This is a genomic window from Cohnella cellulosilytica (genome assembly GCF_042431195.1).
Taxonomy (GTDB): domain Bacteria; phylum Bacillota; class Bacilli; order Paenibacillales; family Paenibacillaceae; genus Cohnella; species Cohnella cellulosilytica.
On record NZ_JBHMDN010000029.1, the window covers coordinates 95249 to 120483 of the forward strand.

25 protein-coding genes are annotated in these 25235 nt (G+C 57.8%); 15 read left to right on the forward strand and 10 right to left on the reverse strand.

The features are described from left to right. Positions 1-5 precede the first annotated feature (5 nt). The 4 genes from ACFFT4_RS21055 to ACFFT4_RS21070 all read left to right on the forward strand — a co-directional run bounded on the left by ACFFT4_RS21055 (position 6) and on the right by ACFFT4_RS21070 (position 4217). Positions 6-158, forward strand: a complete 153-nt coding sequence (locus tag ACFFT4_RS21055) for a hypothetical protein (protein ID WP_378050784.1) — start codon at positions 6-8, stop codon at positions 156-158. Between the two features lie 202 nt (positions 159-360). Beyond that, on the forward strand, positions 361-1662 hold the full coding sequence (locus tag ACFFT4_RS21060) for a PQQ-binding-like beta-propeller repeat protein (RefSeq protein WP_378050866.1): 1302 nt from the start codon (positions 361-363) through the stop codon (positions 1660-1662). Positions 1663-1741: 79 nt separating this feature from the next. Beyond that, a complete protein-coding gene (locus ACFFT4_RS21065; protein ID WP_378050785.1) occupies positions 1742-2923 on the forward strand; it encodes a PQQ-dependent sugar dehydrogenase in 1182 nt (393 codons plus the stop codon). Positions 2924-2927: 4 nt separating this feature from the next. Next, positions 2928-4217, forward strand: a complete 1290-nt coding sequence (locus ACFFT4_RS21070; protein WP_378050786.1) for a YvbJ-related protein — start codon at positions 2928-2930, stop codon at positions 4215-4217. 13 nt (positions 4218-4230) lie between these two features. On the opposite strand, the gene ACFFT4_RS21075 is transcribed toward ACFFT4_RS21070, so the two are convergent. The 3 genes from ACFFT4_RS21075 to ACFFT4_RS21085 form a co-directional block, all read right to left on the reverse strand. After that, positions 4231-4845 carry a Uma2 family endonuclease gene (locus tag ACFFT4_RS21075; RefSeq protein WP_378050787.1) on the reverse strand — a complete coding sequence of 205 codons (615 nt, stop codon included), beginning with the start codon at positions 4843-4845 and terminating at the stop codon, positions 4231-4233. Positions 4846-4912: 67 nt separating this feature from the next. Then, the gene (locus ACFFT4_RS21080; RefSeq protein ID WP_378050867.1) at positions 4913-5854 is read right to left on the reverse strand and encodes an RluA family pseudouridine synthase; all 942 of its coding nucleotides are present in this window, start codon (positions 5852-5854) and stop codon (positions 4913-4915) included. A gap of 56 nt (positions 5855-5910) precedes the next feature. Continuing rightward, positions 5911-6969, reverse strand: coding sequence for a CAP domain-containing protein (locus ACFFT4_RS21085; protein ID WP_378050788.1), 1059 nt, complete (start codon positions 6967-6969; stop codon positions 5911-5913). A gap of 361 nt (positions 6970-7330) precedes the next feature. Here ACFFT4_RS21085 and ACFFT4_RS21090 point away from each other — a divergent pair, with 361 nt between their 5' ends. Genes ACFFT4_RS21090 through ACFFT4_RS21110 form a run of 5 tightly spaced genes read left to right on the forward strand, consistent with a single transcriptional unit; the run spans position 7331 to position 11580 of the window. Next, positions 7331-8062, forward strand: a complete 732-nt coding sequence (locus tag ACFFT4_RS21090; RefSeq protein ID WP_378050789.1) for a hypothetical protein — start codon at positions 7331-7333, stop codon at positions 8060-8062. Between the two features lie 30 nt (positions 8063-8092). Next, a complete protein-coding gene (locus tag ACFFT4_RS21095) occupies positions 8093-8500 on the forward strand; it encodes a GntR family transcriptional regulator (protein WP_378050790.1) in 408 nt (135 codons plus the stop codon). After that, entirely contained in the window at positions 8497-9420 is a 924-nt protein-coding gene (locus tag ACFFT4_RS21100) for an ATP-binding cassette domain-containing protein (protein WP_378050791.1), read from the forward strand. Before ACFFT4_RS21095 ends, ACFFT4_RS21100 begins: the two co-directional genes overlap by 4 nt. Further along, positions 9417-10322 (forward strand): ABC transporter ATP-binding protein, encoded by a 906-nt coding sequence (locus ACFFT4_RS21105; protein WP_378050792.1) that lies wholly within the window; start codon positions 9417-9419, stop codon positions 10320-10322. The genes ACFFT4_RS21100 and ACFFT4_RS21105 overlap by 4 nt, the downstream gene beginning before the upstream one ends. Beyond that, positions 10315-11580: an ABC transporter permease gene (locus tag ACFFT4_RS21110; protein WP_378050793.1), complete on the forward strand. Its 1266-nt coding sequence runs from the start codon at positions 10315-10317 to the stop codon at positions 11578-11580. The genes ACFFT4_RS21105 and ACFFT4_RS21110 overlap by 8 nt, the downstream gene beginning before the upstream one ends. A 116-nt stretch (positions 11581-11696) precedes the next feature. On the opposite strand, the gene ACFFT4_RS21115 is transcribed toward ACFFT4_RS21110, so the two are convergent. From ACFFT4_RS21115 to ACFFT4_RS21125, 3 genes are read right to left on the reverse strand one after another with little or no spacing between them, the layout of a single operon-like run. Next, positions 11697-12251 carry a superoxide dismutase family protein gene (locus ACFFT4_RS21115; protein ID WP_378050794.1) on the reverse strand — a complete coding sequence of 185 codons (555 nt, stop codon included), beginning with the start codon at positions 12249-12251 and terminating at the stop codon, positions 11697-11699. Next, positions 12224-12370: a hypothetical protein gene (locus tag ACFFT4_RS21120; RefSeq protein WP_378050795.1), complete on the reverse strand. Its 147-nt coding sequence runs from the start codon at positions 12368-12370 to the stop codon at positions 12224-12226. The genes ACFFT4_RS21115 and ACFFT4_RS21120 overlap by 28 nt, the downstream gene beginning before the upstream one ends. Beyond that, positions 12367-13146 (reverse strand): helix-turn-helix domain-containing protein, encoded by a 780-nt coding sequence (locus tag ACFFT4_RS21125; RefSeq protein WP_378050796.1) that lies wholly within the window; start codon positions 13144-13146, stop codon positions 12367-12369. Before ACFFT4_RS21125 ends, ACFFT4_RS21120 begins: the two co-directional genes overlap by 4 nt. Before the next feature lie 190 nt (positions 13147-13336). Between ACFFT4_RS21125 and ACFFT4_RS21130 the strand changes: the two genes are divergently transcribed. Then, on the forward strand, positions 13337-14458 hold the full coding sequence (locus ACFFT4_RS21130) for an amidohydrolase family protein (RefSeq protein WP_378050797.1): 1122 nt from the start codon (positions 13337-13339) through the stop codon (positions 14456-14458). Beyond that, positions 14455-14853, forward strand: coding sequence for a Rieske (2Fe-2S) protein (locus tag ACFFT4_RS21135; protein WP_378050798.1), 399 nt, complete (start codon positions 14455-14457; stop codon positions 14851-14853). The genes ACFFT4_RS21130 and ACFFT4_RS21135 overlap by 4 nt, the downstream gene beginning before the upstream one ends. Positions 14854-14924: 71 nt before the next feature. On the opposite strand, the gene ACFFT4_RS21140 is transcribed toward ACFFT4_RS21135, so the two are convergent. Continuing rightward, entirely contained in the window at positions 14925-15803 is an 879-nt protein-coding gene (locus tag ACFFT4_RS21140; RefSeq protein ID WP_378050799.1) for a helix-turn-helix domain-containing protein, read from the reverse strand. Positions 15804-16004: 201 nt separating this feature from the next. Between ACFFT4_RS21140 and ACFFT4_RS21145 the strand changes: the two genes are divergently transcribed. The 4 genes from ACFFT4_RS21145 to ACFFT4_RS21160 all read left to right on the forward strand — a co-directional run bounded on the left by ACFFT4_RS21145 (position 16005) and on the right by ACFFT4_RS21160 (position 21886). Then, positions 16005-18227, forward strand: coding sequence for a helix-turn-helix domain-containing protein (locus ACFFT4_RS21145; protein WP_378050800.1), 2223 nt, complete (start codon positions 16005-16007; stop codon positions 18225-18227). Between the two features lie 134 nt (positions 18228-18361). After that, positions 18362-19273: an ABC transporter permease gene (locus tag ACFFT4_RS21150; RefSeq protein ID WP_378050801.1), complete on the forward strand. Its 912-nt coding sequence runs from the start codon at positions 18362-18364 to the stop codon at positions 19271-19273. 14 nt (positions 19274-19287) lie between these two features. Then, positions 19288-20184: a carbohydrate ABC transporter permease gene (locus tag ACFFT4_RS21155; protein WP_378050802.1), complete on the forward strand. Its 897-nt coding sequence runs from the start codon at positions 19288-19290 to the stop codon at positions 20182-20184. A gap of 28 nt (positions 20185-20212) precedes the next feature. Then, positions 20213-21886, forward strand: coding sequence for an ABC transporter substrate-binding protein (locus ACFFT4_RS21160; protein WP_378050803.1), 1674 nt, complete (start codon positions 20213-20215; stop codon positions 21884-21886). A 398-nt stretch (positions 21887-22284) separates the two neighbouring features. Here ACFFT4_RS21160 and ACFFT4_RS21165 read toward each other — a convergent pair whose 3' ends face one another. The 3 genes from ACFFT4_RS21165 to ACFFT4_RS21175 all read right to left on the reverse strand — a co-directional run bounded on the left by ACFFT4_RS21165 (position 22285) and on the right by ACFFT4_RS21175 (position 25235). Continuing rightward, on the reverse strand, positions 22285-23253 hold the full coding sequence (locus ACFFT4_RS21165; RefSeq protein ID WP_378050804.1) for an alpha-L-fucosidase: 969 nt from the start codon (positions 23251-23253) through the stop codon (positions 22285-22287). A 105-nt stretch (positions 23254-23358) separates the two neighbouring features. Continuing rightward, complete coding sequence (locus ACFFT4_RS21170) at positions 23359-24156, reverse strand: sugar phosphate isomerase/epimerase family protein (RefSeq protein ID WP_378050805.1); 798 nt, start codon at positions 24154-24156, stop codon at positions 23359-23361. After that, positions 24153-25235, reverse strand: coding sequence for a Gfo/Idh/MocA family protein (locus ACFFT4_RS21175; RefSeq protein WP_378050806.1), 1083 nt, complete (start codon positions 25233-25235; stop codon positions 24153-24155). Before ACFFT4_RS21175 ends, ACFFT4_RS21170 begins: the two co-directional genes overlap by 4 nt.

A 25235-nucleotide genomic window follows, 5' to 3' on the forward strand; every position in this document is an offset into this window, starting at 1 on the left:
AGCGAATGAAGATCGGGGATCGCGTCGTCTACGTACAGGACGGCACGCAGGGGGTTATCGTGGAAATCCACGACAATCTGTATCACATCATCTGGGAGGATCATTTCAGCAGCTGGGAGCTGGGCGAACGGTTGAGAAAAGTGGAAGCGCAATCTTGAACGGCAACCGTCAAGCCGCTATCGCGTGAAAAGAAGAGCCGAAACGCCGCGTGTCTCCTCGGGAGGGCGCGGTTGTTTGCGTTTCAGGAGAGCGAAGAGAAGGGCATGACGGGCCGTAAAATGAAACTTTATCCATCTATCTACGTCTAAAGGGTAGGATGATGCCAACAGCACGGATGATGGAGGGGAAAACGTGAAACTGATGAAAAGAACGACGGGAGCGGCTCTGTCGCTGGCCTTGCTTCTATCGGCCTGGCCCGCGGCCGCCGATCAGGCGGGCGCCGCCGGGAAAACTTCCTACACGCGCGAATATGGAATCAGGACTCCGGACAAGACGCCGGTGCTTAAGCCCAAGTGGCAGCTTCAGGCCGATCCGGCAGGGGGAGGCGCGTCCGAAATCTCGACGGCGGACGGCAGGCTGTTCTATTCCTACAAGAACAAGCTGATCTCCGCGGATGCGAAGACCGGAAAGCAGAAATGGACGTATAACGCCCGGCGTTCCAGTCCGCTGCTGGTCGGCGGGGGCTCGCTTTATTTTGTTAATTCGCAAGGTTACCTGGTCAAGCTGAACGCCAAGACGGGCGCGGCCGGCTGGAAAACGAAAATCGCCGACGCCTCCGAGGACGCCTTCTATTCTCTTGCACAGGAAGGAAAAACGCTGTATGTGACCGAGACCGGCAGTCTGGCCGCTTACGACGTTTCCACGGGGAAGAGGAAGTGGAAAACCAAATCGCAGGAAATAGGCTCCCCTCAGTACCGGGGTACCTACAACGGAATCGTCGTCGTATCGGGAATGGAGAGCGGGGCGATTACGACCACGCCTTATTACGGGTACGACGCCGCCTCGGGAAAACGTCTGTGGGAGCTGCCCGGCATTCATTCCGACGTGCTTGACGAGCAGGACGGCCACCTGTATTTGCGCAACGAATGGCCCGTGCTCGATAACGGATATGCGGCGGTCATCGACAAGGTGAACGTCAAGACGGGCAAAATCGCCGAGACGCTCTCTTATATTCCGGAAATGGATGTGTTCGCGAACTACGCGACCGCAGTCGTCATCGACGGCAAATCGATCTACATCGAACAGCAGCCCAGTGCGGGGAACAGCAGGGTGACCGTATTTTCGCTCGATCGCGATCCCGATAAGCAGACGCCGAGAGTCTACGACAATCACGGCCAATGGCTGGCAGGGCCATATGCGACCCGGCTCTATTTCGAGGTTAACCAGAAGCTGATCGGAGTTAAGATCGGAGGAAACGGGTTCATTGTCTTTAACGGGGCTGTGGGCACGATCGCTCAGTTGGATTTGCTCGATCAAGCCGCCGTTATCGGGCTGACGGACGGGCAGGTCTATCTGGCCAATGCGTCTACCGGCAAAGTGGCGGGCAAGGTGATTACGGGAGCGAAGCGGTTTGGAGTCGCACAGGAGGAGAGCGGGATGGCGATTATTCAGGCCGAGGACCAGATTTACGCCGTAGCTCTGCCTGCTTCTCTGACCAAGTAAAGGAGATCGGCAGTCCGGGGGAGAAGTTTTATTAAAATCGGACTTTTGAGCAGCTTCGTAAAAGGGGGGAGGCTTAAGGATGAAGGTTGTCGGAAGCTCGCTGGCAGGTCTGATCGCCCTCCTGGTCTTGACCGCTTGCTGGGGAGCGGGAGAGCGGTCCGGGACCGGAACGCCCGCTCCGACGGAATCCGCGAGAGGCGGCGCCGTGACGCTGGAGCCGGCCTTCGGGGACGAGACGTTCGACAAGCCCGTGGGGCTGGAGCGCCGCGAGGGCGATCCGGAAGCCGTCTACATTGTGGAGCAGCCGGGGCGAATCGTAAGCAAAAGCTTGAGCAGCCCGGATCGCGAGGCCGAGGTTGTGCTGGATATTCGGGAACGCGTGTACGACAAAGGCGGGGAACAGGGCCTGCTCGGCCTGGCTTTCGATCCGCAGCGCCCGGACGATGCCTACGTGAATTATACGACGGAGTCGCATACGGTTATCGCGCGTTACACCGCCGATTCGGACGAGCCGGGAAGACTGGACCCGGACAGCGAGCAGGTGCTGCTCACGTTCGAGCAGCCTTACTCCAATCATAACGGAGGGCAGCTTGCCTTCGGGCCGGACGGCTATCTGTACATCGCGGCCGGCGACGGCGGCAATGGCGGCGATCCGCAAAATCGCAGCCAGAATCTCGATAGTCTGCTTGGCAAAATATTGCGAATTGACGTCAGGAACGAGGCCGAGGGAAGGAAGTATGCGATTCCGCCGGACAATCCGTTCCTGGAGGGCGGGCGTCCCGAAATCTACGCTTACGGCCTGCGAAACCCTTGGCGCTTCAGCTTCGACGAGGAGACCGGCAGGCTGTGGGCGGCGGACGTAGGGCAGAACCGCTTCGAGGAGATCAACCTGATCGAGCGCGGCGGCAATTACGGCTGGCGCCTGATGGAAGGGACGGAATGCTTTAATCCGAAGAACGGCTGCCAGCAGGAGGATCTGATCGATCCGTTGTTCGTGTATGGCCGCGATGACGGCATATCGGTGACGGGGGGCTACGTCTACAGAGGAAACGAGCTGTCGGATTTGACGGGCTGGTATGTCTACGCGGATTACGGCATGGGCACCATATGGGCGCTGCGGGAGCGGGAGGACGGCACGGCCGAGCACCGGACGCTGCTGCGGTCCGAAGAAAACATTACCTCGTTCGGCCTGGACGCGGAGGGAGAGCTGTACCTCTGCACAGGCGACGGCAAGGTTCTCAGAATGACGGAGATCGGGTGAGCGAATGACATCCAAGAATAAAATCAGGTTAGGAGCGGCGGCGTTCGCGGTAATTGCGGCTGCCGGATTGTATTTCCTGGGCGGTTACCTGGCGGACGGACAGCGGCTTATCGAACGCTTCGAGAGCTCGATCGACAAGAAGCAGCCGGACAAGCTATTAAAGCTGCTCTCCGCGCCCGAGGGAGCCGTGGACCGTACGACTGCGGAGGCGATCGTCGACCATCTGGGGGAGGACGCGGACGCGAAGCAAGCCGTGCTCTCCAGGCTGAAGACGGAAATCGCGCGGTTAGAGGAGGATTCGGAGCAGTCCTTCGCCGCCGACGGAGAGTCCGCGTTCGTCTATGCGCACAAGAAGGAGAAGAAGCGCTGGCTCATCTATGACGACTACGAGCTGGAGCTTCGTACCTACAAGGTTCCGGTGACCACGAATTTCGGCGGCGCCCGGATCCTGCTGGACGGCGAAGAGGCCGGAATCGCGGGAGTGGACGGATCGACGCTGCAGCTGGGACCGCTGCTGCCGGGCAAATACGCGATCAAGGCGATGTATGAGGGCAAATATACGACGCTGGAAAATGAGGTGCAGGCCAAGCTCTTCCCGATCGGGAGCGCCGTGGAACCGGTTGAGGTTCCGCTCCGGGGAGAATACGTCGACGTATTCTCGAACAACGGCTTTGCCCGCATCTTCATTAACGGAGAGGACATCGGACTGGCCGTAGGGGACGGGCAGAGGATCGGACCGATTACGGCGGACGGCTCGAATACGATCAGCGTGGAAGCCGATTATCCATGGGGCACGACGAAGAGCGAGGAACGCCCGATCGACGGGAAGCGGGTGGAGTTCGAACTCACCGCCCTGACGGACGAGACGAAGGAGCAGATCGTCGACGCCGCGCACGCTTTCGTCTCGAGCTGGTACGAAGCTTTCCGGGAACGCGACGCGGAGCGGCTGCGCCGCGTCCATCCGGGCCGCAAAGCGGATCTCGCCGGTCATTTTGCCGATATGGTCGCCGGGGACGAGCATTATATCGGGCAATTGCGGAAGGCGACCTTCGACCGCGACAGCTTGCGTCTCGAACAATTGGGCGCGTCGGATTACTCGGTATCCGTTCGGGCCCGCATTGAATACGAGGAAGCGTATTATTACGGCGCGTTCGATTTCAGACCCGAGACGGAGGCGGGAGAACAGACGACCAGCTACCGGTTGAGGTACGAGAACGGAGAGTGGGCAGTGTTCGAATGGTCAGAAGCGGATAACGAGGCACTGTCTGCAAATGTGAAGGTTTACGATCGATAATTCCGCGTTTTCCCTACTCGAACTTGTCCAAGGCGGAGAAGAGCTTGCCCGGCTGAACGGCAACGCAAGGAAATCTCTCCGACAGGATCGCGCCCGCGGAGCCGTACGTGCGCTCCAGAGCGTAAGCTCCGTCGCGGAGCACGAATTGATCGATCGTCCGGTGGTGGATATCGACGATCCAGTATTCGGGCACTCCGAAGCGCTCGTAGAGAGCTTTCTTCCGAACCTTGTCATGCTCTCCCGTGCTGGGGGATAAAATTTCAATCAACAGGTCGGGAACTCCCTCGATTCTCGTTTTGAGAATCGAGGCGTTTTCGTTTGTCACGTAAATCAGGTCCGGCTGAACGATGTTGTTTTCGTCGAGATGCACGTCCATCGGAGCGACGACAACCGTCCCTGTCGCATGGCAAGTTTCATGCAGTTCATACCAAAGCTGAGTGACGAGAAGCTGATGCTTCAGCGTCGGGGAAGGCGAGAAATCGTACCGGATCCCGTCAATAATCTCGTATCGTTCTTCGATGAGGGGGGCCTCCGCCATCGGCGGGAACGGGAGTTCGGTTTCAAAAGAATAACTTTCGGGATGTTCTTTGACAAGATCGCGGTCGGTTTTTTCTTTTTTCTCGCTCATTTTTTCGCTGCCTCCAATGATTGATAGGATTAAATAAATTATACCTTATTTTGGAGGAGCTGTTTGACTAACGCGATTCTTCCTTGAATTGGCTCAGGAACGGCTTCGGAATATCCGTCTCGAAGCGCATCGGCTTGCCGGTCGTCGGATGCTCGAAGGCGAGCACCCGGGCATGAAGGCCGAGGCGGGAGAACGGCTTCGTCTTCGCGCCGTACTTCTTGTCGCCGGCGACCGGATGTCCGATGTCCTGCATATGGACGCGAATCTGGTTTTTGCGTCCGGTCTCCAGTTCGATCTCCACCAGCGAATAATTCCGGTTCGCCCGCAGTACCTTGTAATGGGTGATCGCGTGCTGCCCGTCGTTCGCGACGGGACTGGAGTACATTTTCAGAGTGGATGTTTCCTTCAGCCAGGACGAGATCGTTCCGTTCGTTTTCTTCACCATTCCTTCGACAAGCGCCACGTAAGTCCGCTCCGTCACGACGTCCTTCCAGTTGTCCTGCATGTTCTGCTGAACCTGCTCGGTCTTGGCGAACATCATGACGCCTGACGTCTCCCGGTCGAGCCGATGAAGCACGAAAATACGGGCTTTGGGATCGGCCTGCCGGACGTGAGCGTTTAATTGACGGTATGCGGTAAGCTCCGTTTCCTGCGCGGTCGCGATCGACAGCAGCCCGGCATCCTTGTGCACGACGATAATCGCGTCGTCTTCGTACAGAATGCGCAAGCCGACCAGAGGAGCCGCGGACGAAGCGCGGGTCTTGCTCACGGTCACCGACTGCCCGGGATGAAGCGGATGATTGTATTGCTTCTCGACCCGGTCGTCGACCGAGATTTGCCCGCGGGCGAGCATGGATTTGACGCTGTTGCGCCCTTGGGGCGCCAGCTTGGCGAGCAGAAACTCCAATAATTCGCCCGGCTCCGTGACCTGCAGCCGTCTGGCCGGCGCCGAATGGCGGGGCGAAGAGGCTGACGCGTTCCGGCGCTCGGCTTTGTTTTCTTTTCTCATATTCGTAATCAACCGTTCCTCTCGTATTGCGTTGGACTATTGCAATCGATTATACCTTATTTGATCGCCCGGACGAAATCGACGGCATAGGAGAGGGTCCGCGCCGTTCCCGTCTGCGAGCGTAGTCCCTGGATCGTCACCTGATAGCGGTCCCCGTCCTCGTATTTCAGGATGCCGCCGGGGCGGAAAATAATCGCGGCTCCCGATCCGTATCCGCTCGGTTCCACCGTAAAGTAGTTTCCTTTTTCGGCCACCTTGCCGTATTTCGAGTTTAACGTCCACGTTTTCCGATCGCGCTGCCGCACGACGGTTACCGTTACCTTTTTCCCCTCGGGGGCCTGGAACTTCTCTTCGTTAAGACTGACCGACCAGGCATAGTCCGGGCCGAAGATTTCCAGCGGGAACGCCCCGTTCGCGGGATAAGCGACGTAGTTGAAGTCCGGGACCTTCGCGCGGCTCTCGTCCACCACCTGCATGACGGAGTAGATCCAGCCCTCTTCGCTTGCGGCTTGTCCGAGTCCGATCCGCTTCAGCGGAGGGTTCAGAATCCATCTCCGGTGCCCGACTTCGGCCAGGTTGCTCGTGTCGGAGTCTTCCATGTATGCGTCGATCGACAGGGCCGCAATATGATCCTCGCCGCCGTAATAGGCGTAGAGGTTGGACGAAGAGGCGGATTCCAGCCCTCTCTTATAGAACGCTTGCGGCATGTCCCAGGGCTTGGCGGGCTCATGGCTGAAGTCGTCTTCCGCGGCAAGCAGCACGGCGCCGTATTGGGCCTGGGCATTCAGGTCGGTCGTTGCGGTCAGATCGTAAGGAAGTCCGCTGACGAAGCGGTAGAAGTTGACGGCATCGACGCCGTCCCGAATGTAACGCGGCTGCAAGGAGCCCGGAGCATACGGCGGACTGACGGAAGGGGAAGTTAAATACGGGTTCTCCGCATTTCCCGAAGGATTCATCAGCTTCTTCCATTGAACGGCGACTTCCTGCGCACTGCGAATCGGGAGGCCGGGCTTTAAGGGAGCTGTCGCGGAGGAGGCCGGCCACGCTTGCGGAAGAAGCATAATCGCGATCAATACCGCGCTAAGGAGGGCAAGTCGCACACTTCTCGTCGTCACGGAACCAGCTCGCTTTCGCTAGGGCGTGTATGCAAACCCGCTCAGGGGCATCTATCACCGCCTTTTCGCCCCCTGCTGCGTCACTTTTGCTTGACGTACCCCCGGTACGCCTTCACAAAAGTTCCTGGCATGGAACGAAAATTCGGCAACATCTGCTATCCTCGGAGTATGCATACACGCCCTAAGGCTTCGATGCGGAGACCAAGCTAGGGCGTGTCTGCATACACGCCCTGGTGGATTCTCTACATTCATTCGCTGCCGGGGGCAAAGATTCCTTCCTCGGGTTGACGACCGCGGATTTACCCTGTATAGTGTGTATAAGGATATACACACATAAACACTGTGCGGGAGGGGATTCCCGATGAACCAGCGGCAAGCCGTCGCTTACGTAACAGCTTATTTATGGAGACGCGAACGGTTCGGCATGCTTTTTACCTTGTTATTTGCAGTGTATATAGGTGCCGTCAACAGCACTACGATAGACGGAATATTGGGCGGGGACGATACGGTTCCCAGAGCCCTGCACGGTATTCTGGACTGGTTTAACTTGACGATGTACCCGATGTTCGGAATGGTGATGAACAAGTCGGCCTGGGGCATGTGGCGGGACGACTCCTATTCCAAGCGGCTGGCGCAATGGCGCACGATGCCGATACCGGTCTCCGCGATCGTATGGGCCAGAATGCTGCAGAGCGCGAGCCTGCTGCCGATCGTCGGCGGGATCTATCTTCTCTTGCAATACTGGATGGCGCCGCAGCTTAGAGAGTACGCGACCCCGGCCCAGTGGATCGAGAACGGCTTAATCTGGCTATGCTACGCGATTGCGATTATTGCCATGTTCATCTGGTTCGAGCTGGGATTCACCGGAAAGCAGTACTGTTTAATGTTTCTGGGAGTGATGCCGCTCATGGCCATAATTACCACGGTGCTGACCTGGCAAGGCATCGGAATTTTCCAAATGGTGCTGGACCTGGTCAAGGCCGGGCAAGGCTGGGCGCTTCTGCTGGGGCTGGCCTGCGTTGCGGCCGCGGCGGTCGCGATCGGCCAGAGGCTGACGGTCGAACGAATCCGTTCAAGGTCGCTGCCGCTCTAAGCGGCGAAAATCGAAACCGGGGGTGAGTCTGTGTGGCTTCCGATACGAATAGATGAACAGCGTCCCGAACCGCTCTACCATCAGATCGAGGTCCAGCTTCGCGGACTCATCCTTGGCGGACAGTTAAAGGAGGGAACGCTGCTTCCCTCGATTCGCGAGCTGGCGGTTTCGCTGAAATGCAGCGCGATCACGGTGCGAAGAGTGTATCAGGACTTGGAGAACGAAGGTCTGATTCGCACAAGGCAGGGCACGGGAACGTTCGTTGCGGGAGTGGAGCCGGTGGCGCGGGACGAACATCGCCTGGAGCGGCTGACCGAAGAATTGGGGAAGGCGATCGAAATCGGGTTTCAGCTCCAATGCTCGCCCGAGGAGATCGAGACGGCGTTCCGGCAAGCTCTTGACAGGAAATCGACCGAAAGAGGAGGGGATGCCTTGTGACGGTTGCGAATATGGAAGCCGCGATTTCCTTTCGCAGAGTAAAGCTGCAGCATGAACGGTTTTCGCTCGGACCGATCGATTGCGATATTCCCAAAGGAATGGTTACGGCAATCGTCGGGCCGAACGGTTCGGGCAAGAGCACGCTGTTCCGGGCTCTGCTGGGGCTGGAGCCCGTTCGATCGGGCGAGGCGCTGCTGCTCGGCACGAGGCTGGACGGGAAGCAGGACGACGGCTACAAAAGCCGCATCGGTTTTCTGGCGGAAAATCCGCATGCCCACGAGAATGATCTGACTGCCGACCGGAAAGCCAAGTTTGCCTCTCGCTGGTATCCGGGCTGGGATTGGGAACGCTATCGAAAGCTGCTTCGCCATTTCGACGTAGACGGGGGCATCAGGCTGTCCAAGATGTCCAAAGGCATGAGGCGCAAAGCCGAGCTCTCCATCGCAATGGCGCACGATCCGGAGCTGCTGCTGCTCGACGAGCCGTCTTCCGGGCTGGACCCGTTCGCCTGGAAAACGATGCTGGAGGAGCTCGGGCGCTACATGGAGCCCGGAGACCGGACGCTCGTACTCGCGACGCACATTCTCGAGGAAATCAGGCGGTTGGCCGACTACATCCTGTTTATCTACCGCGGGCGAGTTCTCGGTCTCTACGAGAAGGACCGTCTGCTGGACGACTGGAGAACGATCGTCCTGCAGATCGAATACGCCCCGAAGGGCGGAGGCGAGCTGCTCCAGCGCGCTCCCGGGTTCCAGGGGCTGACGGAAGCGGGACCGGGTCTCTATCGGCTGGAGGTGGACGATCCCGAGCGGGGCGAAGCGTACTGCCGCGACAACGGATTCCGGGTGCTGGCCATCCAGCGCATGGACCTTGAAGAGATACTGGGCTGTTTAATTCGAAAGGAGGAAGCAAGACGATGAATTCATTAAAAGTAGACAGAATTATTAAAAATTATGGCGACAAGAGGGCCGTAAACGGCTTAAGCTTCGAGGTATCGGCGGGAGAAATCTACGGCCTGCTCGGCGCCAACGGCGCAGGAAAAACGACGACGATGCGAATGATCCTGGGCTTGATTCTGCCGGACGAAGGGGATATCCGTTATCTCGGCAATCCCTACAGCGAGCAGCAGCTCAGCATGCTGGGCTACTTGCCGGAAGAACGGGGCATGTATCCGAAGATCAAGGTGAGCGATCAGATTCTGTATCTTGCCCAACTGCGCGGCATGTCCCGCAAGGACGCGGACAAGAATCTGAAGAGCTGGCTGGAGAAGTTTCAGGTGCCGGAGTACTACAACAAGAAGGTCGAGGAGCTGTCCAAGGGCAACCAGCAGAAAATCCAGTTTATCGCGGCCGTGATCCATAATCCGAAAATTCTGATTCTCGACGAAGCGTTCAGCGGTCTGGACCCGGTTAACGTGGAGCTGCTCAAATCGACGGTTAAGGAGCTGCGGGACGGGGGCACGAGCATCGTGTTCTCGACGCACCGGATGGAGCACGTTGAGGAGCTGTGCCGCAACATTACGATCATGCACAGATCCAATCCGGTGCTGCAGGGTCCGATCAAGGAAATCAAGAAGAAATTCCCGCAGGAGCGGGTCATCGTGGCGGGCGACGGGGACATTGAGGGACTGGATGCGATTACGGGAGTCGAGAGCGTGTTCCGGCACGAGCACGGAGGCTACGAGCTGAAAGTCGATTCTCCGGAGGTCGGGCAGCGGATTCTGAAGCATGCCCTGGTCCAAGGTCCGGTTAACCGCTTCGAGGTATTGGAACCGACGCTTAACGAAATCTTTATTAAAACGGTGGGTGAGAGCCATGAATAACAGCTTATGGACGGTAATGGCGTTTACGATGCGCAACAAGCTGCGCAGCAAAGGATTTATCATTATGACGGTAGTGCTTGCGGTACTGTTCGTCGTAGCGGGCAATCTGCCTTACTTGATCGACAAGCTGAGCGGCGGCGGGGGCGTGACGAAGGTCGGCTATGCGGAAGGGCAGCAGGCCCAAGTGGTGGAGGGGCTCCAAAATTACTACGCCAAGCTTCCGGAGCCCGGCGTGGAACTGGTCGGCATCGCGTCCGAGGAGCAATTGAAGACGGCGCTCGAGAACGGCGACGTCAAAGGCTACTTGACGTTCGAAGAGGATGCCGCGGCCGGCTTCCCGAAGGTCACGTACAATTCGAAGAGCGCATTCGAGGGCGGAACCTCCTCTTCCCTTACGGCTGCTCTCCAGCAGGTCAAGTACGATACCCTGTTGGGAGGCGCAGGATTAACCGATGAACAGAAAGCGCAGCTCTATGCGCCGGTAATGTTCCACACCCAGAAGGTCAGCTTCACGGACGAGAAGGGCAAGACGGAGGAAGAGCAGGGCATCGCCATCGTCCTTACGTATGTCATGATCATTCTGCTGTTCATGGCCGTCATGATCACGGGACAATTGATCGCCACGGAGATTACGGCGGAGAAGAGCTCGCGCGTCATGGAGATCATCGTGACCAGCGTCTCACCGCTGAAGCAGATGTGGGGGAAAATTCTCGGCACGTTCATCGTTGCCATGCTCCAGATCGTCGTTCTGGTCGGGGCGCTGGCCGCCAACCTGACGCTGCCCCACAACGCGGACACGCTGAAGAGCTTCGGCTTCGATCTCGGCACGATCGATCCGCTGCTGCTGGTCTATGCGGTATTTTTCTACCTGGCCGGTTTCTTCCTGTACGCGACGCTGTTCGCCGCCGTCGGCTCGATCGTCAGCCGCACCGAGGACCTGGGCCAGGCGGTCATGCCGATTACGCTGCTGACGCTCGCCGGCTTCTATATCGCGATGTTCGGCCTGAATCAGCCGGACAGCACGCTGATGGTCGTCTGCCAGTACATTCCGTTCTTCTCGCCGTTCCTCATGTTCCTGCGGATCGGCTTGACCGAGCCGGCCTGGTGGGAGATCGCCTTGTCCATCGGCATTCTGCTCGCCTCGATTCTCGTGATCGGCTGGCTGTCCGCGAAGATCTACCGCGTCGGCGTACTGATGTACGGCAAGCGTCCTTCGATGAAGGAAATCGTGAAGGCGATGAAGGCTTACAAGGTGTAAGTTGCCGAAGCGTGCAGCCTGTGGGTATCGTTTAGAATTGAGATTAACTCATGCTGTTCGGAGAAAATAAAAATCCCGAGGATCGGATATCGATCCTCGGGATTTTGTCGTCGCGGTTACAAGATCGGTCCGCATGCGATACGGTTTCCGGAGTTGCCTGACGGATCGGTTACGTAATCGTCCTCTTTCTCGTGGATGATGAGCGACGTACCTCCCTCGCGCAGCAAGGAGTTGGGCTCGCCTTTTTTCAGCGTTACCGTTCGGCTGACCAGATCGGTATCGACGACCCCGTCCGGACCGACCTCGATATTGAGCAGATCGCCGGCATGGAAGCCATGCGGGTTGTTGAAGCCGTGCTGCTTCTGATAAGGATTCAAGTGGGCGCCCGCGGATTCGAATTCGGGAGGCTCGCATTTCCCGACTTCGTGAAAATGGATGCCGTGAACCCCGGGAGGGAGCTTCTTCGCTTTGAGATGGACGCGGACCGCCCCGGTCTCTTGAGTCAGAACCGCGGTTCCGATTTTACGCCCCTTGTCGTTCACGATCTTGACTTTCACCTTATCCGGGGCGGGGGACGTCTCCTCGGCCGCGAAGGCGGCTCCGGCGCTTCCCGAGACAAGCGCGATGCCGAGCAAGCCGGCGATCAATCGGGTTCGATAGTTTTTCCACATGCGAATTCAGCCTCCGAAATCTGTTTTTGAGAATCGTCAACTTTCTTAGCTTCACCATCTTCTGCAAAAAGAAACGCGGCGGGGATATCGCATGCTGTACGGATCAGTCGTTCTTTCACGGCATCCGCCTCGTCAAAGCCGAAGGAGGCATGCCGGTCACCTTCTTGAAGACGCGGTTAAAATACGTCGGATCGCAGAAGCCGAGGTAGTCCGAGATTTCCGCGACGGTCATATCCGATTCGAGCAGCAAGTCGCGCGCCTCGGAGCAGCGCAGGCGATGAACGTATTCGATCGGGGTTTGACCGGTCATCGCTTTGAAGATGCCGGTGACGTAACCGGGAGAGAGATCGACCAGCTCGGACAGCCGGGCCAATTTGATTTCTTCTTTATAGTGGGCTTTGATGTACTGCTCGATGTCGTCGGCGATCTTCCGCTTGTGCGCGGGGATATCCCGCTGGGCCAGCTCCCGCATAATGGAGCCGTACAGCTCCATCATCATCCCTTGGCAGATCAATTCGTGGTAGTCGGCTTTCTCGTTCCAGGTCTGGTAGAGCGAGCTGAAGCGCTGCCGGAAGTATTCGAATTTGCGCGTTCGGTACAGAAGGTGCGAGCTATGCTTGAAAGGGATGAACAAGGGATGATCGTCCGGGAATTGCAGGCCGAAGTGGACGGAGTATTTCTGGTGTGGGGGATAAGGACCGTCCGATCCGCTCCGCAGAGAGCCGGGACGCATAATCAAGAAATCGCCCTTGGACAACGTCAAATCGACTTCGTCGATCCGGTAGATCAGGTTCCCATGGGTCACGAGAGCGACGATATGATTCTCCGCTATCGACCGGGCGATACGCCAATGCGGTATGAAATTGTTAAGGAACACGCCGTGCAACTGAATCATCTTTGCATCACCCGTAGCGTTGTAGGAGTATAGGAATCAGCTTACCAGAAAAAGAGGGAGCTGCGGGAGTCCGGCGAGAAAATGGTGAAGAATCGTTCAGCTGTTTGCGTTTTGTGAATGTTGAATTCTATCGGGCTGCCTTACGATGGATGCAAGTCAATGCTTGTCATTCGCAGAGGGGGAGTAACCGATGGAAAGGGAACGACAAACCGCAAGCGAGCCGGAAGCCCCGGGACTGATCGACGCCGACGTGCACAACGCGTGGGCCAGCCAGGCCCAACTGCTGCCTTATCTGCCCAAGGTGTGGCACGAGCAATGGATGAACGGCCAACTGATCGGCAACCCCTGGTATTCCCCGCTTGGCGGCGTGTACCGGAAGGATGCGGCGACGCCCGAGGGCCAGGAGCCGGGAAGCGATCCGCGCTATATGATCGAGCATCATCTGGACCCGTATGGCATCGATTACGCGATTCTGACCGGACATATCGCCCTTAATTGCTCGCTGCATCCCGATCCCGACTTCGGCACCGCGGTCGCCTCCGCCTACAACGACCATCTGATAGACGAGTGGCTGAAGGCGGACCCGCGGTTCAAGGGCTCGCTCGTCGTGAACTTCTCCGATCCCGACGCGGCGGCGCAGGAAATTCTGCGGGTAGGCGGGCACCCGGACATCGTTCAGGTCATCATGTGCAGCGGAGCCAGAATGCCGTTCGGGCAGCGGTATTATCACCGCATCTACGAGGCGGCCGAACAAATGAACCTGCCCGTCGCGATCCATCCGGGCTCCGAGGGCAAGGGAATCGCTTATCCGCCCACTCCTTCCGGGTATCCGACCCGGTATATGGAATGGCACAACATTCTGCCGATCAACTATATGACGCATATCAACAGCCTGATCTGCGAAGGCGTCTTCGAACGGTTTCCGAGCTTGAAATTCGTCGCGATCGAAGGAGGTATCGCCTGGATGCCGCATCTCATGTGGCGGATGGACAAAAACTACAAGGCGCTGCGGGATTCGACCCCCTGGCTCAAGCGTCTGCCGTCGGAGTACATGCTGGAGCACATCCGTCTGACGACGCAGCCTATCGAGGAGCCGGCCAGCAAGGAGCATCTGGCGCAAATCTTCGACATGGTCGACGCGGGCCGCACGCTGATGTTTGCGTCCGATTACCCGCATTGGGACTTCGACAATCCGAAGCTGGCTCTGGCCGGTATCCCGCGCGAGATGCGCAAGCGAATCCAGGCGGCGAACGCCGCCGAATTATACGGCCTTGGGCGGAAGCCGCGGCTTGAAAGGGGCGGATCGGCTTGAGCAGGCATCGAGTGGCCGGACCGGGCGAGATTCCGTCGGGCGGTCGCAAGCTGGTGAAAGTCAACGGGCTGGAATTCGGCATCTTCAATGTTGGCGGACAGTACCGTGCTTATCGCAACGTATGCCCCCATGCCGGGGCCGACGTATGCGTCGGCACAATCGGCGGAACGCGGCTGCCGGCGCGCGTCTACGAGTACGTATACGGCAGGGAAAACGAGATTTTGCGCTGTCCCTGGCACGGGTGGGAATTCGATCTGACGACGGGAGAGCATCTGGTCGATCCGCAAGTGAAGCTGAGGGCCGGCAAATTGGAGACAAGCGGAGACCGAAGCGGCGAGAATCTGGAGCGCGGCATACTGGAGACCGATGATGACGGCATTTTTCTGATTCTCTGAACTTGCAAAAAAGGGCAGATCCGACGGGAGGCATCGGATTTGCCCTTTTTTGTTGTGCGCCCGGAATCGCGTTAATCGACGCGGAACGCCTGAAATCGCTTGCGATATTCGCCGGGCGTATAGGAAGTTTGCCGCTTGAACAGCCGAATGAAGTAGTTGTTGTCCTGGAAGCCGCATTGCTCCCGGATTTTCGTCAGAGACAGCTCGGAATGGGTGAGCAGGCGTTTGGCCCGGTCGATCTGCAAGCGGTGCCGGTACTGCAAAGGGCTCATCCCGGAGTAATGCTTCAGGCAGCGGGACAGATAATCGAAATGATAGTGCAGATCGCGCTCCATCTCCGCCGAGTCGAACGGAAGCTCCAGGCGATTGGCCAAGTAGGCGGCCACCTCTTCCCCGAGAAAGTAGGAGCGGGCTTGCGGGCTGCTCTTCCTCATGCCGTTCTGAAGCTGCGTCAGCACTTGTCCGAACATAAGGTGCAGCTCGAAGGAGCTGTAAGGGGTCAGCACGCTATGCAGCCGGAGCATCTCCTGCAGGAGCGGCAGAATCGCGCGCATGTCGACGGAGGCGAATTTGGGAATGTCGATCATTGCCGCCGGCGGCTCCGTATCCTGGTTCGTCGGTTTCAGCAGCGGCTGCTGCCAGCTGTTTTTCTCCTTCAAAATCGGTTCGGAAGCCGTCGGGTACTGAAAATGAATCCAATACACCTCGGTCTCTTCCTCCGTCGGATGAAAGCCGCGATGCGTCTTCCCCGGTTCAAGCGCGAGCATCATGCCTTGGCGGATAGCGTATGAAATTCCGTCCTCTTCCATGAACAGCGTGCCCTTCATGCAAAAGATCATATCGAACGCTCCGAATGTCCGCTCGGCATGCACGACTCCGGACGGCCAGAGCACGTATCCGATCGTGGCCAGCAGAGGAAACGGCGGAACCTTCAATTCGAGTACGAGCATGCGGGCACCTCCATCCAGGATGTAGAGATTGTACTACAGGAAGTCGCCATTGTCAGCTGTCCAGAGGGTACGAATCGAGTAAAGTGGTAGATATCATATGGCGAAATCCGATTCACAACATTATGGCAGCGCTTTCATAAAACCGAAACAAGACAGAGTTGATTTTCCAATACGACTAATACGATTAAAAGGAGAAAATCCATGAAATCCAATCGACGGTTCGGCAGAGACAATTGGTTCATGCGTCTGCTGCTTCCTTACGCCTTTTTCCTGGCCATGGCCTTGACCGCAAGCGGATTGATTTACGAGAGGACGCTCGATCTGGTGGGCGAGGAGGAAAGAAATACCCATCTCCATCTGCTGAATCAGGTCAAATCGACGCTGGACGGCCGGCTGGCGGAGATCGACACGCTCGCGATGCAGGTGGCCAACGACCCCAGGCTGCTGCAGCTTCAACAGATCAAGGAACCGTTCGAGGGGACGAATACGTTCAAAATGCTGGCTGCCCAGAAGGGGCTGTATCATTTTGACGTGACGAATAAATTCATCTTGGACTATATGATTTATTACCGCAACAGCGAGACCGTGCTGACCCCGTCCACGCTGTATCTCGCCGATGCGTTCTACGGGTTCGCCTTCGATTACGAGGACATGACGCAGGAACGCTGGCGCCGGACGTTTTTCGAAGAGGAAAACCGCAAGCTCGTTCTGCCCGCGATGCCCGTTCGGTACAAAGGCAAAGCCCATTCCGTTGTTACGTACAATTATCCGTTGGGGACGATTCCGAGCGTGTCGCGGGGGAGCGTCGTCATGCTGATCGACAACGGGCAGATTTTGAAGCTGCTGAGAAGTCTCGTCGACGAAAAGGAAGGCTGGGCCTACATTGCGGACAATCGCGGCAACGTGATCTCTTCGATCGGCGATTACGTTCGGTTGGACCCGGAGCTGATGGGCGGCCGAACCGGGTGGGTTTCCGAATCCGCTCCTACCCGGGGGATGCACGTTACGTATGCCCGGTCCTCGGAGAACGGCTGGTATTACGTTCTGGCCCAGTCTCCCCGGATCGTTCTGGCCAAAGTCCATTACGTCAAGCGGATCACCCTGGGCACGACTTTGGGCTTTCTGGCCGTCGGCCTGGCGCTGGCCTATGTGTTTACTTCGCGGAATAGCCGCACGGTAGCGCGAATGCTGGACAGCCACTATGCGCTCAGGGAAGAAATGCGGAAGCAGGAGCCGATTCTTCGGACCAGCATTATCGAGAGGCTTCTGAAGGGGGAGATTGTCGGCGGGGAAATGGAGGGCATGATGAAGCGTCTGCGGATGAATCCCCGGATTTCCGCCATTGCGGCGGCCATCGTCCATTTCATTCCAACGGAAAACGTCGAGGAGAAACGGCTGAAGGAGCTGGCGCGCCTGAGAATCCTTCTGCGGGAGCTTCTCCGGGAATGGCCGGCTGTCGCGATCCATGGCCACGAGACAGCGGAGGACAAAATCGTCCTGCTGTTTCTCGCTTCGGATACGTCGGAGGAAGAGTGTGCGCGCACGATGGAAGCGCTGTTCGACAGAATCACGGGAATCGATCCCGCCGAGCTGCGCGCGGACTTGTACGTCGCGTCCGGCGGAATTTATTCGGCGCCGATCGACGTCTCCCGTTCTTACGGCGAGGCCAAGCAGGCGTTGAACTATGCGCATTGGCGGCAGCTGCGCGGGCTTACCCGGTTCGGAGAGCTCCCCGACTTGTCGGATAGTCACTATTATCCGGGCGAAATCGAGACGCGTCTGACGAATCACGCGAAAGCGGGGGATGCCGGCGAAGTGGCGCTGCTGCTCGACGACATTTACGAACGGAATTTCCGCAAGAGAAATTTGCCGTTCGCCATTCAGAAGCTTCTCTTGTACGAGATGGCGGGCAGCCTGATGAAGGTTAAGGAGCAGCTCGCCTTGGAGCCGGACGACGACGTAAGGAGGCTGTTGAGCACTACCGACGACGCGGAAAGCCCCGCCGAAGCGTTCCAGGCCGTACGGGGGCTGTATGCCGATATTTGCGAGCGGGTCGTTCGGCGCAAGAAGAGCCGCAACGTCCAGCTGCTGGAGAGAATTCGCGGGCTCATTCAGGAGCAGTACGGGAACGCGGACCTTAATCTGGACGCCGTCGCCGATCAGGCGGGCATTTCGCGAGTATATTTCTCAAGCTTCTTCAAGGAGCAGACGGGCGTTAATTTCTCCGACTATCTGGAGAACCTGCGGATGGACAGCGCCCGCGTCATGCTGCGGGACGCTCCGGCGACCGTGAACGAGATCGCGCAGCGATGCGGCTACGGCTCCACGAATTCGTTCTCCCGGGCCTTCAAGAGAATTCATGGAATCAGCCCTACGATATACAGAGAGAGCTTTCGACAAGGGGCGGGGGAAACGCAATCTTAACGAATGCACGGTGCCGCAGCAAGTGAATACAGCCGAATGTTAAGCGGGGAATACGGATTGTCCGATTGCAGATAGCGGCTAATCTCCCCTTGGCGCTAGAGTGGAAATCAACTCAAGAGAAAGGGGGAAAACAAGTGAACGGACCGCTCGACCGCATACTGCGGGTATGGCAGCTTTACGCCTTGCTTGCGCTGCCGCTGCTTTACCTGATCGTCTTCAAGTACGTTCCAATGTACGGCGCGCAGATTGCTTTTAAGGATTTCGCCGTCGCGCAGGGAATATGGGGAAGCGAATGGGTCGGATTAAAGCATTTCGACCGCTTCGTCCATTCGTACGACTTCGGCAAAATCATGGCCAACACGCTGCTGCTCAACGTCTACAACTTGATCGCCGGATTTCCGTTTCCGCTGCTTTTGGCTCTCGGGCTTAACTACGTGCGGGTTCGCTGGTTCAAGAAGACGGTGCAGATGGTGACGTACGCGCCGCATTTCATCTCGACGGTCGTTATGGTCGGCATGCTGTTCGAGCTGCTGGATCCCAGGAACGGCATTGCGAACAACCTGCTTCAGGCGTTCGGCTTCGAAACGATCAATTTTATGGGCAATCCGGATTATTTCAAATCCATCTATGTGTGGTCCGGAATCTGGCAGAGCGCGGGCTTTAACTGCATCATCTTTTTGGCTGCGCTTTCAAGCATCGATCCGTCGCTGCACGAAGCGGCCGTCATCGACGGAGCCAGCCAGAGACAGCGGATGCTGCACATCGATCTGCCCGGCATCATGCCGGTTGCCGTCATTCTGCTTATTCTGAACATGGGCAGCATGCTGGACGTCGGGTTCGAGAAGGTGCTGCTGATGCAAAATCCGCTGAATACGCGCACGTCGGAAGTCATCGATACTTACGTCTACAAGGTCGGCCTGGTGTCGCAAGCGATGAACTATTCCTATTCCGCGGCCATTGGATTGTTCAAATCGGTCATCGGCTTTTTTCTGATCGTCGCCGTTAACCAGATCGCTCGCAAAACCAATCAGGCCAGCTTGTGGTAAGGAGAGCTTTCCAAGTGGAACATACCCGTATCAAGTCGTCCTTCGGCGACCGGCTATTCACGGCGATCATTTATACGCTGCTGTCCTTGTTTTTTCTGGCGATTCTTTATCCGTTGATCTTTATTTTAAGCGCTTCCATCAGCGACCCTTCGGCCGTCGTGTCCGGCAAAGTGTGGCTCTGGCCGGTACAGCCTACCCTGATGGGCTACGAAGCGGTGTTTAAGCACAAGCTGATCGGCTCCGGATTCGCGAATTCGATTTATTACACGGCGTTCGGAACGGCGGTCAATATCGTTATGACGGTGCTGGCGGCGTATCCGCTCTCCCGCAAGGATCTGTACGGGAAGAACCTCCTCATGCTCCTGTTCGTGTTCACGACGATGTTTTCCGGAGGCTTGATTCCCGGTTATCTTCTCGTCAAGGACCTGGGCATGCTTAACACGGTGTGGTCGATGGTGCTGCCGGGGGCGCTCAGCGTCTGGAACGTCATCATTACGCGCACCTACTTCCAGACCTCGCTTCCGGCCGAGCTGCTGGAGGCGGCGCAGATCGACGGCTGCAACGACTTTAAGTTCGTGTGGAAGATCGTGATTCCGCTCTCCGGGCCGATTATCGCGGTAATGACTCTCTATTATGCCGTAGGCCACTGGAATCAATATTTCAATGCCATGATCTTTTTGAACAAGCAGGAGATGTACCCGCTGCAGATCGTGCTGCGGAACATTCTCATCCAGAACGACGTGAACGCGCTTATGCTGTCCGATATTGCCAACGTCGCCAAGCGGGAAGCGCTGCGGGTGCTCTTGAAATACTCGCTGATCGTAGTCTCCACGCTGCCGTTAATGCTGGTCTATCCGTTCGTGCAGAAGCACTTCGTCAAAGGCGTCATGATTGGATCTTTGAAAGGCTAATCGGAATCGATTCGGGAGGATAACGAAAATGAGAACGAAGTTAAAAAGAAGCATGATCATCGCCGGTCTGTGGACGATTCTGGCCGCGGTGATTCTCGGCGGCTGCGCCAAATCGAACGAGACGGCTTCGTCGGCGCCGCCGAGCTCCGCGGCGGGGGACGAGGTGACGCCGGCCGGGCAGTTTCCGATTACCAAGGAGAAGACGACCATTCGCGTCATGGTTCCCGACAATGCGATCGTCGAGGATTTCGCCACGAACGAATTCACGAAGTATTTGGAGGAGCAGACGAATATCCATATCGAATGGGATGTCGTTCCGGGCTCCTCCTCGGCGGAAAAGCTGAATCTCGTGCTCTCGAGCGGAGAGGGGCTGCCCGACGTCATTATGGGCTTCAACATGTCGAACTCGCAGCAGATGATTTTCGGCACCCAGGGAGTCATTCTTCCGCTTAACGAGCTGATCGACAAATACGGCTTAGAGACGAAAAAGATGTTCGAGCAGATGCCGGTGGTCAAGGATTCGATGACGGCGCCGGATGGCAATATCTACTCCCTGCCGCATACGAACGAATGCTTCCACTGTACGCTGCCGCGCAGGATGTGGATCTATGAGCCTTGGCTGGACAAGCTCGGCCTGAAGATGCCGACGACGACGGACGAATTTTACCAGGTTCTGAAGGCGTTTAAGGAGCAGGATCCGAACGGCAACGGCAAAGCCGACGAGATTCCGATGTCCGGCTCTCCGACCGGCTTCTACGCGAGCATCGATTCTTTCCTGATGAACGCCTTTATCTACAACCCGGGCGGCGACCGGCTGTATCTGGAGAACGGCCGGGTGGTCGTCCCGTTCGACAAGCCGGAATGGCGGGAAGGGCTTCGTTACCTGCACAAGCTGTACGAGGAGAAGCTGCTCGATCCGCAAGCGTTGACCCAGGACGAAGACCAGCTTAGAAGACTGGGCGAGAACCCGGACACGGCGATTCTCGGGACGACCGCGGGCATGCACATGGGCGTGTTCAGCGAATTTTACGGAGCGAGCAACCGCTGGCTGGAATACAAGACGATTCCGCCGCTGCAAGGGCCGCAAGGGCTGCGGATCGCGCCGCGGGAAGCCTATCATCTCGTGGGAACCGGATCGTATTTGATCATGAAGGAGAGCAAGCATGCCGAAGCGGCGTTCCGGCTGGCCGACTTCCTGTACAACGAAGAGACGACGCTGCGCTCGGTCATCGGCCGTCCCGGACAGGAATGGGTCGAGGCGCAAGCCGGGGAAATCGGCATTAACGGCGAGCCGGCCAAGTGGAAGCAAATCGCCGACTGGGGTCAAGTGCAGAACATCAACTGGGGGCAGACCGGTCCCTCCCTGCGAACGAACGAGCTGCGGCTGGGAGAGGTGGCCAACCCGGACAAGCCGCTCGAGATCGTCATGTACGACGAGGCGAAGACGAAGTACGAGCCTTACCAGCAAGCGGTGGAGAACGTGCTGCCGCCTCTGTTCTTCTCGAACGAGCAGGCGATCGAGATCGCCGATCTGTCCAAGACGATCAACGATTACGTGAACGAGATGATTGCCCGGTTCACAATCGGCGACGCCGATCTCGACAAGGACTGGGACGGCTATCTGGACAACCTGAACAAGATGAACCTGGGGCATTATCTGACCCTCTATCAGGAAGTGTACGACTCCAAATATAACAAATAGACGGCTATACGCTCCTGAAATCTAAGCGGGCAACCCGCTGCAATGGGATTTCAGGAGCGTATGAAGCAGTCTCGGTCTACAGGGTAATCATGATCATAACACTTGGATATTGAGCTCCATTCCGATTCGCTCGCGGGCCTCGTTGTACGAATTATTCGAGTAACGTCCCCAGTTTCTCGCCCATTTGAGCGCCAATGTACGAATTATTCGAGTAACGTCCCCAGTTTCCCGCCCATTTGAGCGCCAATGTACGAATTATTCGAGTAACGTCCCCAGTTTCCCGCCCGTTTGAGCGTCGATGCACGATTTTCTCGAGTAACGTCCCCCGATTCCGCCCCATTCGAGCCCGCGTTATGCGATTTTTTCGTGCAATCTCTCGCGGAGGTTCATGAGGCGGTTCACTCGCGAGTCAGCCAGTTGCCGGGAAGCTCCTCGAGATCCGCCGGCCGCCGATAACTCTCGCCGATTTCCTTAAAGCGGGCCAGCACGTTGTCGTCGAGCAAGCCGCTGCGGTTCGGCGCGCCATTCAGCAGGAAGGAGACGTTGCGGCCGTTCGAGTCGTTGATTTTGTCGAGCGCCCATTCGGCCGATTTCAATTCCATGTCCGTATCCGTCGTTCTCCAGAACCAGGTTTTTGTCAGAATGTTGCAGCTCGCGCCCGGCCCCGCGAACGCGTCGGAGATCTCCTGTCCGGCGGCGTTTTCGTAGAACACGATGTCGGTATGGGCGAGATCCTCGCAGCCGATATTCATGAGCAGGCAGTCGGGCTGCAGCTCCTTCACGAAAAGATCGATTTCCTCGAACGGAAGATCTCCATAATTGGGGCCGCCCCACGCCGCGTTCCAGCCGTCGATGATCAGGAACGGAAGCTTGCCGTATCCCGTCAGCAGCTCGCGCAGCTGATTTTTGATAAATTGCTTGTCCTCCGGCGTACATTTATTTCGCCCGATTTGGTGGTGCAGATCGAGCATGGAGAAATACAGTCCGGCTTCGATGCCTTCCTCGCGGAACGCGTCCAGGTACTCCTTTACGACATCCGTAGAGATCGCCGAATTCCGCACGCAATGTTCCGTATAGCGGGTCGGCCACAGGCTGAAGCCTTCGTGATGCTTGGCCGTCAATGCGGCGAAGGTCATGCCGGCGGACTTGGCCGCTTTCGCCCACTGCGCGCAATCGAGTTTGTCCGGGCTCCAGCTCTTCGGATCGAAGACGAATCTGCGCGGCGCGCCGTGATTCTCGTGCGCATATTCCCAGTCCTCGATTTCCGAGTCCGCGAATTGGAACGTTGCGCTGTTGAAATGAATGAACATGCCCAGCCTTTGATTCACGAACCACTGCTGTCTTTTAATCAAGCTTTGTTTTTCCATAGGAAGGCCTCCTGTTTCAGTAGAAATCGTATGATATCTACCACTATAGTAGAGACCTTCCCTTAAATCATCCGCCAATCACGACGTTCTAGCATACGATTTCGACTAGAGTTCCCGTTCGTACTGCCGCATCGCGGAAAGCTCGCGCGGCAGATGAACCTCCGGATCCTCCCAATCCAGCCACTCTCCGCTCAGAAACCCCTCATATCGATCGTTCGCCAGCAGCCGCACGACCGGACGATGATCGATTTCTCCTTGGCCGATCGGCCGGAACGCCAGCCGGCTCGGATCGAGCAACCCGTCATGAATATGCACGTGACGCAGCCACGGCTTGAGGATGCGATAGGCTTCCTCCATGGAGGTTTTACCACCGCGGAGGGTATGCATCACGTCCCACACGACCCCGACGGCCGGATGGTTTACGGCGGACAGGACGCTTGCCATCTCTCGCGGGTCCGACCAGTCGTCGTGCGTTTCGACCGCCAGCACGACGTTCGATTCCGCGGCGAGAGGAGCCAGTTCGCTGAGCGAAGCCGCGATTTGCTCCCGTACCCGGGAACGGTCGCTGCCCTCGGGAAGGACGCCGCAAAATACCCGCAGCAGCGGAAAGCCCAACGCTCCGGCCAGCCTGAGATAGGAGCGGGTTTCCTCGAGATTGGACGCCAGGGTCGCGGAATCGGAATAATGGCAGGAGACGCTCAGACAGATCGGGAACACCCCGCTTGCCGCGAAGCGTTGGCGGATATCCGCTATCGCTTCGGGAGACAGCCCGAGCTCGATGCCGTGGCGATGACCGGCTCCGCTGCGGATTTCCGCCCCGTCGTAGCCGAACTCGCTCGCCATGGCCAGCAGGGTGGACAGATCGGCATCCGGACAGGAGAACGAGACGAACGAATACTTCATCGCGGCTCTCCTCCTTCTGCGCCGATCGCAACGGGCGCGCCCTGCCTCGCCGAGTCGTACATCGCATCCATGATCGTCTGCAGCTTGAGCGCTTCCGCCAGGCCCGTGGCCGGCTCCTTGCCCTCGGCGACGGACCGCGCGAAGTCCAGCAGCGCCCCTTTATCAATCCAGGACGAATCCTCGTTCCCTTCCCATACAACGGAGCTTGACACCCCCGTCTCCGCATGGAGTGAAGCGGCGGCGATCGTCTTCTCGGACGGCCAGGTCATATGAAGCGAGAGGCTGCCTTCGCTGCCGATGATCTGCCAGGTTCTCTCCTGCGGAGCCGCCATGAATTCCCCGCGCTCGTAAGTCAGAACGATGTTGTCCGCGCATTGGATGTAGGCCGTGCCGTACGTCTCGGAATCGGACCCCGGCGGAAAATAATCGGAGATCGACGGGGCCAGCCCCCACATGCGGGCGATGATCCATTCCGGCTGCAGCTTCCATCCGGTCAGGCCGAGCAAGTAATCTAAATCGTAAATGCCCCAGTTGGCCACGATGCCGCCGCCATTGATCGAAGTGTGAACGCGCCACGTAGGCGGCGGGCTCGCGGGTCTGCCCGCAGCCGGCTCGTTCACCCGGCAGCGCAGCACGCGGAGCTCGCCCAGGCGGCCTTCCGCGATCCAGCGGCGAGCCGCTTCCGCATGCTCCAGGAAGCGGAAGCGGGAGGAGCAGAAGGCTACGGTCCGGTCGCCGCGCGCCGCCATCAGACGGCGAATCTCGTCGGCACGCATCGCCAGCGGCTTCTCGAGCAGCACATGCTTGCCTGCGGCCAGCGCCTGCAGAGCCATCTCCGTGCGGATATGGGTGGGGACCGCCAGCACGACCGCTTCGACCGAAGCGTCGGCCAGCAGGGCCGCGGCCTCCCCGTACCATCTTCCAGCGCCGAACTGATCCGCGGCAAGCCGGGCGGCTTCCGTATTGGCGTCGGCGACGGCGGCCAGCTCGATCCACTCCGCTTCGCTCGCCGCTTTAATATGCTGCTTGCCGATGACGCCGCAGCCGACGACTCCGATTTTTACCTTTTTTAACGACAT

Excerpts from the sequence above, each read along its gene's own strand:
- ACFFT4_RS21105 (WP_378050792.1), top strand. The coding sequence starts at position 9,417 with ATGAATTCATTAAAAGTAGACAGAATTATTAAAAATTATGGCGACAAG.
- ACFFT4_RS21090 (WP_378050789.1), top strand. The coding sequence starts at position 7,331 with ATGAACCAGCGGCAAGCCGTCGCTTACGTAACAGCTTATTTATGGAGA.
- ACFFT4_RS21055 (WP_378050784.1), top strand. The coding sequence starts at position 6 with ATGAAGATCGGGGATCGCGTCGTCTACGTACAGGACGGCACGCAGGGG.
- ACFFT4_RS21115 (WP_378050794.1), bottom strand. The coding sequence starts at position 12,251 with ATGTGGAAAAACTATCGAACCCGATTGATCGCCGGCTTGCTCGGCATC.
- ACFFT4_RS21110 (WP_378050793.1), top strand. The coding sequence starts at position 10,315 with ATGAATAACAGCTTATGGACGGTAATGGCGTTTACGATGCGCAACAAG.
- ACFFT4_RS21060 (WP_378050866.1), top strand. The coding sequence starts at position 361 with ATGAAAAGAACGACGGGAGCGGCTCTGTCGCTGGCCTTGCTTCTATCG.
- ACFFT4_RS21075 (WP_378050787.1), bottom strand. The coding sequence starts at position 4,845 with ATGAGCGAGAAAAAAGAAAAAACCGACCGCGATCTTGTCAAAGAACAT.
- ACFFT4_RS21165 (WP_378050804.1), bottom strand. The coding sequence starts at position 23,253 with ATGGAAAAACAAAGCTTGATTAAAAGACAGCAGTGGTTCGTGAATCAA.
- ACFFT4_RS21070 (WP_378050786.1), top strand. The coding sequence starts at position 2,928 with ATGACATCCAAGAATAAAATCAGGTTAGGAGCGGCGGCGTTCGCGGTA.
- ACFFT4_RS21145 (WP_378050800.1), top strand. The coding sequence starts at position 16,005 with ATGAAATCCAATCGACGGTTCGGCAGAGACAATTGGTTCATGCGTCTG.
- ACFFT4_RS21170 (WP_378050805.1), bottom strand. The coding sequence starts at position 24,156 with ATGAAGTATTCGTTCGTCTCGTTCTCCTGTCCGGATGCCGATCTGTCC.
- ACFFT4_RS21130 (WP_378050797.1), top strand. The coding sequence starts at position 13,337 with ATGGAAAGGGAACGACAAACCGCAAGCGAGCCGGAAGCCCCGGGACTG.
- ACFFT4_RS21140 (WP_378050799.1), bottom strand. The coding sequence starts at position 15,803 with ATGCTCGTACTCGAATTGAAGGTTCCGCCGTTTCCTCTGCTGGCCACG.
- ACFFT4_RS21175 (WP_378050806.1), bottom strand. The coding sequence starts at position 25,235 with ATGTCGTTAAAAAAGGTAAAAATCGGAGTCGTCGGCTGCGGCGTCATC.
- ACFFT4_RS21065 (WP_378050785.1), top strand. The coding sequence starts at position 1,742 with ATGAAGGTTGTCGGAAGCTCGCTGGCAGGTCTGATCGCCCTCCTGGTC.
- ACFFT4_RS21160 (WP_378050803.1), top strand. The coding sequence starts at position 20,213 with ATGAGAACGAAGTTAAAAAGAAGCATGATCATCGCCGGTCTGTGGACG.
- ACFFT4_RS21080 (WP_378050867.1), bottom strand. The coding sequence starts at position 5,854 with ATGAGAAAAGAAAACAAAGCCGAGCGCCGGAACGCGTCAGCCTCTTCG.
- ACFFT4_RS21125 (WP_378050796.1), bottom strand. The coding sequence starts at position 13,146 with ATGATTCAGTTGCACGGCGTGTTCCTTAACAATTTCATACCGCATTGG.